Raw genomic sequence first — 9,624 nt, 5'->3', positions numbered from 1 at the left:
CATCCAATGGTCGGATGAAGATGGGTGCTTTCTGGTTAGCCTGCCGGATTTCCCAGGGCAAACCTGGCGAACTCACGGGCAAACTTATGAGGAAGCGGTCGCAAATGGCAAAGAGGCTATAGAATCTCTAATCGCTTCCCATCAAAGCGACGGCGATCCTTTACCCCCTCCACTAATTTACCAAGCAAGCTAAAAGCTGGATGTTATCTACCGCATACTGGCGGAGCGGGGCGAGGCGATCCAGGAGCACCACCAGCACCATAGCATCGGCCCTGATCGCCGCAACCGGCACCACGCCAATGAGTGCATTTCACCCGAGCAGCTAGTCGGCGATCGCTAGCGCCTTCTGCCGCAACATCCTGCCCCGACCCCATTCACCAAACATCGGATCGCCTCCCAGCCCAACGAGACCGATTAGCTGGATCGAGCGCATCGACCAAGGCTCCTGGCCCATTCCCAATACGGCATCGCAATGAGTGTCTATGGACTATGCCAAGCTACTCGAAAACGCTTACCAGCGCTCCCCGGAACCCCCTGACTGGCTGCAACCGGGCCGGCCAGTCTACGTCCCAAACCGAGGTCTCGGGTACGTCGTCGATCTGCTAGGACGACGCATCCTGGTCGCGTTTGGCAACGAGCACTGCGATCTGGGGGACTGGCAGCATGCCCTCCAGCAAAACCAACTGCTGCCGCCGGAGAGTGCCCCGCAACAGTCCCAGCTCAAGGTCGGCAATATCGGCGCTCCGACCTTCCGCGCCCTCGCTACCCACGTACAGCAACAGGGGATCCTGCGCGACATCCAGCGTAGCTCGGCTCGCGCTGCAACCACCGACCCCATCCCGTCGGATCTGCCCGAGTCCTTAAAAGGCGCACTGGAGCAGCTGGGCATTGACGCGCTCTACTGCCACCAGGCCCAAGCCCTGACCGCCATGCGAGCCGGGAAGGACGTGTGCTTGGCCACCGAGACCAGCTCGGGGAAAACCCTGGCCTTTGCCCTACCGCTGTTCGAGGCTTGCCTGCGCGATCGCGACACCAGCGTTCTGGCCCTCTGGCCGCTCAAGGCGCTGGCCAACGATCAGCTCGCTAAGCTGCACGAGCTCAACCAGCTCCTTCCGCCCGAGGAGCGGCTGACCGTGGGCATCATTACCGGCGACACACCCATCGAGGAGCGCAAGCCCCTGCTCGCGCGCCGCCCGCACCTGCTGGGCATGAGCCCTGAGGTCCTGCAGCGCGCGCTCTATGCCACTGGCCGCCGCGATGGCGGCGAGTGGCGGGACTTCCTGCGACGCCTGCGTGCGGTAGTAGCCGATGAGAGCCACGCTTACCTGGCTACTTTTGGCGCCGGCATGAAGAACCTGTTCCGGCGCCTGTACCGCTGCGTCGACGCTGCCGGCGGCAGCAGCGAGCGCCTGCAGTGGGCCTTCGCCTCGGCGACGATCGGCAACCCCAGCGAGCTGGCCGGCACCCTCGCCGGCCGCGATCCCCAACGCATCCAGACGCTTACCCAAAGCGGCGCCGCTCAAGCCGAGCGCACGCTGCTAACGCTGGAGGCTACAGGCGATCCCAACGCCACGGCCGCCGAGCTCATCGCGCAGTGCCTGCAGCACGGGCTTACCGGCATTGCCTTTGCCAACAATCGCAGCGCCATCAAGCGGCTGCTGCGCCGCGCGCAGAACCGGGTTGCCCGCGCCGGCCTCGATCCCAGCCAGATCGCCATTTTCCACGGCTCGCTCAAAGCCGAGCGCCGCCGCGCCATCCTGCAACAGGTGGCTACCGGTCGAGTCGGCTTCGTTTTGGGGACCCAAGCGCTGGAGCTAGGGATCGACATATCGGAGTTTGATGTGGCGCTACTGCGCGGCTTCCCCGGCAGCGTCATGGCTGCCAAGCAGCGCATCGGCCGCGTGGGGCGGAGCCGCGCCGGACTGGCGATCTACATCCCCAGCACGCACTCGCCGCTGGATGCTTACTATCGCCGCTTCCCGGAACAGCTGATTGCCGGCAATCCCGAGCCCATCGCGATCGATTCGGATCACCCAGCCACGCTGGGCAAGCACTTACTGGCAGGTGCAGCCGAGGCAGGCATTCCCAGCCAGCAACTAGCGCACTACTTCGGGTCGGCTGCCAGCACCATCGCCGGCGGGCTGCTCGATCAGGGCGAGCTTCGGCTCAACCAGCGCGGGTACTACTACGCCAAGAGCTACCTGCACAAAACGATTAGCCTGCGCGGTAACGAGCAAACGCGCGTAGCGGCCTTCGATACCGAAACAGGGGAAGAACTCGAGACCCTGGATGCGGAAACGGCCCGGCGCGAGCTGCACCCAGGGGCTATCTATACGACCCAAAATACCGGTGGCGGGATCGCCAACTACCGCTGCCGCTACCTCGACGAGGATGCGGGCAAGGCTGAGCTGGAGCCAGCCCCATCCGATCGCAGCACCAATCCCGACCTGACGTTCGAGATCGACCTGCAGCGCACGCTCAAGAGCGCTTCGCTGACTGGGATGACGCTGACGCTGGGTTGGGGGCGCATTACCGAATCCGTGACCGGCTACGAGGTGCTGCAGTACCGACCCGAAAAGCAGGCGCCGAGTCCCTTGGGCCGCGTCACATTCGATGCGCCCTACGTAACCGAGTTCGAGGCTCCCATCTTGCGCCTCGAGCTGGACGACAGCTGCATCGAGAGCTGCCAGAAGGTTGCCCAGTCGCTGCGCGAGCAGCTGCAGCGCGAGGAGACGGAAATCCCCAAAGCCTACGAGGTACTAGAGTCCGCTAGCGCCGGCCGGATTGGGCTTCACTCGCTAGGGCACCAGCTCCTACTGGGGCTTCCCCTGGCGGTACTGTGCAACCACCACGACCTCGACTTTGTAACCGAATCTCCCGAAACGAGCGGCCTGAGCGGTGCTTTCTTCGACACCATTGCTGGTGGTAGCGGCAGCTCGGAAGCCCTATTCGCGTACTTCGGCCAGGTTGCTGCGCGCGCCCGGGAGCTAGTTGAAGCTTGCGACTGCGAAGCTGGGTGCCCGCAGTGCCTGGTCTTGCCGCGCTGTCCGGAGCAGAACAAGGCACTACTCAAGCAATTGGGGGGTGCGCTGCTAGCAACCTTGGCCCCCACAGACAACCGGGGGGCTTATTAACTCGACTTTTGCCCTTTCGCCGTAGGGCTAGTACTACAGGCCTGGATCAGGAGCTAACTATCCATCTTGGCAATGCACGACTGCTGGAGTTGGGGAATGTCAACGGGCCAGCAGATGCAAGATTGCTCCACCGGTAGTTCCAGGTGCAAATCGCGGCTGTAGTACTAATACCAATTTGAGCAGCGGATGCACGCTTACCAAAGAACATGACTCCCATATTGAAGGAGTTTTGGAAATCGCAATCTAGTGCACAAGCCACGAGAATTGGTATAAGACCAAGCGGCCGCCCTCCGTCCAGGCTACGAGCGTGTCACCCTCTTCCACCCCCAGCGCGCGCCGCATTTCGGCGGGGATAACGATGCGCCCCTGAGGGCCCAGCCGCACCTCGGCACGGTCTGCCATCGTTCGCTGTGCATGGCACGGCATCTGCATGCCGCCACTTCACATAGGAAATGGCACGCTTGGGCAGGCGCGATCGCCTAGCGCCTCCCAGAACGCATGTGGGGCGGGCTTTTCGCGGAGGGAGGACCCAAACTGTCCAGTGTCCAGTGGACGCGTCCAGTAGGCCCACTGGACAGTTTCTCGGTTAGCTTGGTAATGACTAAAATCCGCGCGGGGCGGGGCGTCTACGTTATGCCGTTCGTGCCGCAACCTCCCGCGCAATCTGCTCGCCCTTCTCGGCTTCGGCCTTGCGCAGCTCGTAAGTGTCTTGGAGCCGCATCCAGAGTTCGGCTGAGGTTCCCAAATAGCGGGCCAACCTCAATGCGGTATCGGCCGTGATGGCTTGCTCGCCGTTGAGAATGCGGGTAATGCGGTTGGCCGGTACATGGAGGGCCTGGGCTAACTGGTTGGCACTCATGCCCATTGCCTCTAGCTCATCGGCGAGATGCTCGCCGGGATGGATGGGCGGTCCCTGAAGCTTAGTGGTAGTCCGTGATTCGGACATCGTAGGCGTCCCCCGACTGCTCGTCCCAAATAAAAACAATGCGCCACTGCCGGTTGATGGCGATCGCGTGGTAGCCCTTGTAGGCACCGCCCAACTGATGGAGGCGGTTCCCTGGGGTCTGGAGGTCCTGGAAGGAACTGGCGTTGTTGAGAACGTCGAGCCGCCGCCAAGCTTGCCGGTAGAAGCTCTCAAAAGCCTTGACCCGTTCCCCAGCCAGAAACCGCTGAGTGCGCTTATCGCCAGTCGAGCGAATCACAACTGCACATTTTCCGTACAAAGTAAAAGCCGCGATTCGCTTGCGTCAAGTGCCAGTTGCAGAACAGGGGACAGCCCCCAGCGGGCTACAGCACCGCCCACTGGCTAGGGCAAGTGCCCGGTACAGCCGGGGAGTGGGGCACCCGCACCGGCACCAAGGCCACCCACCATTGCCCCTGGCGGCGCACCCGGACAAAGGGCAGGTTGTACTGGGTACCGCGGAAGCTGCTAGCGGCGAGCTGCCCGGCCGCCTGCTGGGCAAACTGGCGGGCGAGGCTGTGGCTGGGGAAGTACACCCGGCAGACCCAGCCCGAGTAGCTGTGCCGCGAGGGACGGCAGTTGACGAACCAGGCTGTACCGCGGGCAAGGCGGCAAACGGTGCCGGGGAACGGCGCACTGCAAAAAGCAGGCGAGGCGAGGGAAGCTGACATGGTTAGCACCACGGACGACAGCCGCCCCCACACCCCTGGCAAGGGGTGGGCTTTCTCAGCGGTCAGCCTCCGTCAAGGGCCGCGCAGCGGCTCGCGAAGCCCTTGACGGGGTTTGGTTATACCAATTTGAGCAGCAGATGCACGCTTGCCAAACAGCATGACCCTCATATTGAGGGATTTCCGGAGATCGGAATCTAGTGCAAAAGCCACGAGAATTGGTATCACCGCTAGCGGCAGCCCCTGACGGTCGACGAGCAGGTGGTGCTTGCTGCCGGATTTGCCTCGGTCGGTGGGATTGGGCCCCGTTTGGAGCCCCCTTTTGGGGCGGGGATGCTCTGGAATCCAGGCAAGCTCGGCTCCATTCAATGCAGTCCCCGTCACTGATACCAATTTGAGCAGCAGATGCACGCTTACCAAAGAATATGATTCCCATATTGAGGGAATTTCGAAGGTAACAATCTAGTGCATAAGCCACAAGAATTGGTATGAGGCGTTGCAATTTGAGCAGCGGATGCACGCTTGCCAAGCGGCATAATCCCCATATTGAGGAGGGTTCTGAGATCGAAATCTAGTGCACAAGCCACGAGAATTGGTATCATGCCTGAGCCGCAACCCATCTCTTGGAACAGCATTTCCCAGGGAATGCCGCTTTTGAGGACGAAGATGATGCCGGTGAGCGCGGCTCGGTCGGAGATCCGGGGGCGACCGGTGCTTGGGCGGTTCGGGCGGCAGCAGCGGTTAGATTTCGGCCCAAAGCTCGTCGGGCACGAGCGGCTTGGCCATGGCACAGATCAGAGCTCTCCCCCCCCCTATCTATATCAGTTTTGTTAGGCGCTCTTAACTGCCTCTATTCTGCTCGACAAGCAGCTCCGGTCGCCTCGCCTCGGTAAAAACACTAGGCTTGGGCGCCTCCACCCCTATAGCAAAACCTCCGTGCTAGACGAAACGCCACGAGTCCCCACCAGCCAGCGCCACAGCTAAGTTCAAAGCCGGCCGATCCAGGCACTGCAGCCGCACGCAGCTCTCGCCTTCCCAGGCTGCCCCGGGCAGCTGCTCGGCAACCGCGCTGGCAACGGCACTGGCATCGCGCTCCGCTGGCACCTCGACTGCCACCCGTGCTGGTCCCGGTACGGCTGCGCCTACTGACTGGCGCCGCATGCGGGCAACGACCAATTGCGTCAGGCGCGCGTCGCTCCGGCGCTGCAGCGGTAGTAGTCCTCCAGTCGCTGCCAAGCCGGCAAGCACCCCGCCCAGGGCGCCCATTCCAAAAACGGGGACCGTGATCGCGGCCGCCAGCGCTCCTGCAACTGCAACCCGGCTGCCCCGCCCCAACAGGGCAACTTGGCGCTCGAGCCGGGCTTGGCAAGCTTCCAGCTCGCCCGCTTCCAGCTGCTCGCTCAGCCACTCGGCGGCACTAAGCTCAAGCCGCTCCACAGGTGGACGAAAATCAAGCTGCCACCAGCGGCGCTCTGGCACCACAACTGCAACCCGCTCTGGCGGCGTGGCGGCATCAGCCGGGCGGCCAGCTGCTGGTAGTTGGGACAAAACGCGGCGGCAGTCCATGGCGATCTGGTTCGGGCTCGGCAGCACTAGCGATCGCGCGTTTCGAACAGCAGGGCCGAGAGCTCCAGAAAATCTGGCCCGGGCGCAGGGCTCTCCAACGCCAGTGCCAGTCGCTCGTAGCCGGCCCAGGTGAAGGCCACTTGGCCGTCGCCACGCTGGGTAAAGTGCTGCGGGGACTTACCCCCTAGGGGCTGCAGGACATCCCACAAGATCCGCTCAATGAGCCAATCTCCCTCGGCTTCCGTAAAACCCGAAACCTCGACTTTCTCCATCCGATGGACGATCGCGTCCGTGCGATGCGACAGCAGCATTGCTCCCACAACATCCACCGAATTCAGGTACGGATGCCGCGTGCACAGGTAAGCCACCAACAGGCTGGCATAGACAGCTGCCCAATCATCCGCAAGCTGCTCCACCGTGGCGTTGGCCTGCCGGACCAGAGCTTCAAAGAAATTGGGCACTCCCACCTGGGACTCCAGTAGCTCGACTGGGTCGTACTCAGGCGTGCGCGTTGCGTGGCGGATGCGCCAGCTCCAACCGGGTGGGGGCTGCTCCAGCAGGCATGCCCGCGCTGCCTGCGTGCAGAGCAGCTCTCCTTCGCGGGCGGAGAAGTCCTCTCCCGGCTCGAAGCCTTCCTGCACCAGCCTGTGGGCCAATTGAGCGAGCAGGTGCCGCGCGCTGGGCATGTGATCGCGCTCAACCAGGGCATCTGCCCTCAAGCTAGCAACTGCCTGCCACCCAGCTGTTGCAACCGTGGGGCGATGTACAAGGCACCGACTGGAAACGCAAGCACTCCCCTGCGGATTTGCAAGTGCTAGCGCCCCGCCGTGCAAGGCAAGGCGCTAGCGTGCTGTTGTAGAACTGCAGCGTTGGGGAGGGGCCCATGAAAATCGCGCGCCGCGCCCAGGTGGATGCCGAGGGCAATCTCTGGCTGCAACTTCCCGCCGACCTGCGTGATCGCGAGGTAACGGTCACCATCGAAGCAGCCGAGCCCGCCGAGCCATCTCAGTCCCCAGAAGCGCTGGGATGGCCCCCTGGCTTTTTCGAGCATGTTGTTGGCAGCTGGCAGGGCGAGCCCCTGACGCGTCCCGAACAGCCCCCGCTCGAGCAGCGGGACGGCCTCTAAAGGCCTACCTGCTCGACACCAATTCCTGCATCCGGCTGCTCAACGAGCGGGACTCAGCCGTTGCCCGCCAGCTCGCGACCCTACCGCCAACCGCTGTGCGGCTCTGTACTGTCGTCTGCGCCGAGCTCTACTTTGGGGCCCAAAAGAGCAAGCAGGTTTCCTCGAACCTGGCGCAACTGGAGCGCTTTCTCGAGTCGTTCGCGATCCTGCCGTTCGACCGGCAAGCTGCCTTTGCCTATGGCCGCATCCGCGCGCAGTTGACTGCTCGGGGAACACCCATCGGCGCCAACGATCTGCTCATCGCAGCAACGGCACTGGCCCACGATCTGAGTGACGCATAACACCCGCGAGTTCGGGCGTGTGGAAGGATTGGCCCTCGAAGATTGGGAAGTAGATGCCTAGCAAGTGCTGCTGGGAATGGCCGCGCGCGTTATTCCCTTTCCTCTCCCCCGCCTGCAGGCCCATGCGTTTGCTGTAGGCCGAACTCAGCACCAGCGTGCCGTTGGTCTGCACCCGAACGCGGTAACTAGGCTCGCGGCCTCGCCCGGGCCGGAGCCGCGCTTGCTGCCCTTCCGGATCGATGCCTTCGGCATCCAGCAGCGCGTTGAGGAACTCGCTCATGGCCGCGCGCTCATGCCCGTCCCACGTGACGGTGTAGTAGCCGCAGGCCTTGGCCTTTTCCCGGCGGCTGAGGTGGGAGAGTTCGCGCACCCGCTTGGCAAGGGCTGCGCCGGTGAGCGGTTGTTCGGGAGATGACACCATACAGGACTGCTTCAGCTTGTACATCCAATGAGTCAAGTATCCAGCAGTCAGGGAGCGTGTGCAATCAAGGCACACCAGAACTTGGGTGGCACCAGTACCACCTGCTTCTTGTGTCCTTTGCCGTAGGATGTGGTTGCCCACTGCGATCGCGAGCCGCCTGTTTGGCAGCTCTACCGTCTCTCGGAGCGCGAGTGGACGGCGCAGATCCGCTTTACCTGCCGCCGCTGCCGGCAAGAAGATCGCCCGTTGCCCCCGCTACGGTGCCGGCTCGACGAATGTCCGCGCTGCGATCGCGCCGATGGCGAGGGTGGTATCTGCTGGCAGTGCCGCCATTGCACCCAACAAATATAGCAGTCGTAGACCACATGTGAACGGAGCTAGCTTGTTGGTCAAAACTCTGGGGCTCTCTCGAACTGGGAGTTAAAGCTCTCAGAGACAACCCCACTTATCTGTTCACGATCCACGTGTTTTTGCTATATTCTCCTACCGTCCCCTGAAGCCGTAACCCAACGCGCGCCGGGCCTGGAAACGGCTGCCCCTCAGCCGCGATCGCGAGCACGGCAAAGGAAACGAGCGACAGTGGCAATTCTTATCAGCGAACATTGGCTTCGCGATCGGCCGGCGGCTGGGACACTTGAGGTCATTTGCGATCCACATTTGGGCATTTTGAGGCCAGTTGCGCCCACCCGCTCTCCCGGTTAACCGGCCGCTAGGTCAATTTAGGTCAGTTGTAGGGCATTTTGATTCCACTTAAAGGCAGTTGTGGGTCACGTGCGCCCATGCCTGTTTCGCATAGTACGCCAAGTTATCCTGGCCTTTGAGCCCGGCGATCGCTCGCTTTGAGCTTAAACCGATCGCAAATGCTGACTGGCAAAACCATCAGCCCTCAACAAGGCGAGCGCTACTACGCGCAAGACAATTACTACTCGCGCGACGAGGTGCAAGCCAACTCCCAGTGGCTAGGGGGGGCCGAGCAGTTTGGCCTCAGCGGCGCGGTCGATCGCGAATCGTTCGAGAACTTGCTGCATGGCTACCTACCTGACGGCGAAGCCTTCCGTTTCCCCCAGGCCGAAGCGACTACCAACAGCGTGGCGGGCTCGATTGCACTTACTCAGCCCCGAAAAGCGTCAGTGTAGTCGCCCTCGCTCAAGGCGAAGCCGACCTGGCGCAGGCACACCAGGATGCGATCGCCGCCAGCCTGCAGGTAATGGAGGACCGCTACGCACAGGCACGCTCGCTATCGCCGGACGGCACCCGCCAAACCGAACGCACCCGCAACCTCACCGTTGCCCAGTTCGCCCACGACGCCAGCCGCGAAAAAGACCCGCACCTCCACACCCACTGCGTCGTGCTCAACGCCACTCAAAACCAGCGCGGCAACTGGCGCGCGCTCGATAACAGTGCCAT

General features: G+C 62.6%; 10 protein-coding genes and 5 pseudogenes. 6 read left to right on the top strand and 9 right to left on the bottom strand.

Translation table 11 applies throughout. From position 1 onward, the window contains the following. The coding region (locus tag BRC58_06645) for a HicB family protein (GenBank protein ID PSP17322.1) at positions 1 to 193 on the top strand (193 nt) is incomplete at its 5' end. A 289-nt stretch (positions 194 to 482) separates the two neighbouring features. Next, positions 483 to 3,134 carry a DEAD/DEAH box helicase gene (locus tag BRC58_06640; protein PSP17321.1) on the top strand — a complete coding sequence of 884 codons (2,652 nt, stop codon included), beginning with the start codon at positions 483 to 485 and terminating at the stop codon, positions 3,132 to 3,134. A gap of 243 nt (positions 3,135 to 3,377) precedes the next feature. On the opposite strand, the gene BRC58_06635 is transcribed toward BRC58_06640, so the two are convergent. The 8 genes and pseudogenes from BRC58_06635 to BRC58_06600 form a co-directional block, all read right to left on the bottom strand. Continuing rightward, positions 3,378 to 3,536 (bottom strand): hypothetical protein, encoded by a 159-nt coding sequence (locus BRC58_06635; protein ID PSP17320.1) that lies wholly within the window; start codon positions 3,534 to 3,536, stop codon positions 3,378 to 3,380. A 229-nt stretch (positions 3,537 to 3,765) separates the two neighbouring features. Beyond that, positions 3,766 to 4,080 carry an addiction module antidote protein, HigA family gene (gene higA, locus BRC58_06630; protein PSP17319.1) on the bottom strand — a complete coding sequence of 105 codons (315 nt, stop codon included), beginning with the start codon at positions 4,078 to 4,080 and terminating at the stop codon, positions 3,766 to 3,768. Next, positions 4,055 to 4,336 carry a plasmid maintenance system killer protein gene (locus tag BRC58_06625; protein ID PSP17318.1) on the bottom strand — a complete coding sequence of 94 codons (282 nt, stop codon included), beginning with the start codon at positions 4,334 to 4,336 and terminating at the stop codon, positions 4,055 to 4,057. The genes higA and BRC58_06625 overlap by 26 nt, the downstream gene beginning before the upstream one ends. An 85-nt stretch (positions 4,337 to 4,421) precedes the next feature. Next, entirely contained in the window at positions 4,422 to 4,631 is a 210-nt protein-coding gene (locus BRC58_06620) for a hypothetical protein (GenBank protein ID PSP17317.1), read from the bottom strand. Between the two features lie 354 nt (positions 4,632 to 4,985). After that, positions 4,986 to 5,081: pseudogene (locus BRC58_06615) on the bottom strand (IS5/IS1182 family transposase). Between the two features lie 281 nt (positions 5,082 to 5,362). Beyond that, positions 5,363 to 5,549 (bottom strand): annotated as a pseudogene (locus BRC58_06610) (IS5/IS1182 family transposase). A gap of 153 nt (positions 5,550 to 5,702) precedes the next feature. After that, positions 5,703 to 6,356 (bottom strand): hypothetical protein, encoded by a 654-nt coding sequence (locus tag BRC58_06605; GenBank protein PSP17316.1) that lies wholly within the window; start codon positions 6,354 to 6,356, stop codon positions 5,703 to 5,705. Beyond that, positions 6,356 to 7,015 carry a hypothetical protein gene (locus tag BRC58_06600; GenBank protein ID PSP17315.1) on the bottom strand — a complete coding sequence of 220 codons (660 nt, stop codon included), beginning with the start codon at positions 7,013 to 7,015 and terminating at the stop codon, positions 6,356 to 6,358. The genes BRC58_06605 and BRC58_06600 overlap by 1 nt, the downstream gene beginning before the upstream one ends. Before the next feature lie 197 nt (positions 7,016 to 7,212). Between BRC58_06600 and BRC58_06595 the strand changes: the two genes are divergently transcribed. Continuing rightward, entirely contained in the window at positions 7,213 to 7,455 is a 243-nt protein-coding gene (locus tag BRC58_06595) for a hypothetical protein (protein PSP17314.1), read from the top strand. Next, a pseudogene (locus BRC58_06590) lies at positions 7,356 to 7,857 on the top strand (VapC toxin family PIN domain ribonuclease). The gene BRC58_06595 and the pseudogene BRC58_06590 overlap by 100 nt, the downstream one beginning before the upstream one ends. A 42-nt stretch (positions 7,858 to 7,899) precedes the next feature. Here the strand turns inward: BRC58_06590 and BRC58_06585 are convergent. Beyond that, positions 7,900 to 8,241, bottom strand: a pseudogene (locus BRC58_06585) (AbrB family transcriptional regulator). Between the two features lie 836 nt (positions 8,242 to 9,077). Here BRC58_06585 and BRC58_06580 point away from each other — a divergent pair. Further along, positions 9,078 to 9,353 carry a hypothetical protein gene (locus tag BRC58_06580; protein ID PSP17313.1) on the top strand — a complete coding sequence of 92 codons (276 nt, stop codon included), beginning with the start codon at positions 9,078 to 9,080 and terminating at the stop codon, positions 9,351 to 9,353. Continuing rightward, positions 9,296 to 9,624 (top strand): annotated as a pseudogene (locus BRC58_06575) (conjugative relaxase domain-containing protein). Before BRC58_06580 ends, BRC58_06575 begins: the two are co-directional and overlap by 58 nt.

It is taken from the genome of Cyanobacteria bacterium QS_8_64_29 (assembly GCA_003022125.1).
GTDB lineage: Bacteria > Cyanobacteriota > Cyanobacteriia > Cyanobacteriales > Rubidibacteraceae > QS-8-64-29.
Note: the sequence above shows the minus strand (reverse complement) of the source record. Positions and strands in the feature narration are given on the sequence as shown.

Bases quoted from the DNA above. Each gene is read 5' to 3' on its own strand.
- BRC58_06580 (PSP17313.1), top strand. From the start codon at position 9,078: ATGCTGACTGGCAAAACCATCAGCCCTCAACAAGGCGAGCGCTACTAC.
- BRC58_06640 (PSP17321.1), top strand. From the start codon at position 483: ATGGACTATGCCAAGCTACTCGAAAACGCTTACCAGCGCTCCCCGGAA.
- BRC58_06635 (PSP17320.1), bottom strand. From the start codon at position 3,536: ATGGCAGACCGTGCCGAGGTGCGGCTGGGCCCTCAGGGGCGCATCGTT.
- BRC58_06600 (PSP17315.1), bottom strand. From the start codon at position 7,015: ATGCCCAGCGCGCGGCACCTGCTCGCTCAATTGGCCCACAGGCTGGTG.
- BRC58_06595 (PSP17314.1), top strand. From the start codon at position 7,213: ATGAAAATCGCGCGCCGCGCCCAGGTGGATGCCGAGGGCAATCTCTGG.
- higA (PSP17319.1), bottom strand. From the start codon at position 4,080: ATGTCCGAATCACGGACTACCACTAAGCTTCAGGGACCGCCCATCCAT.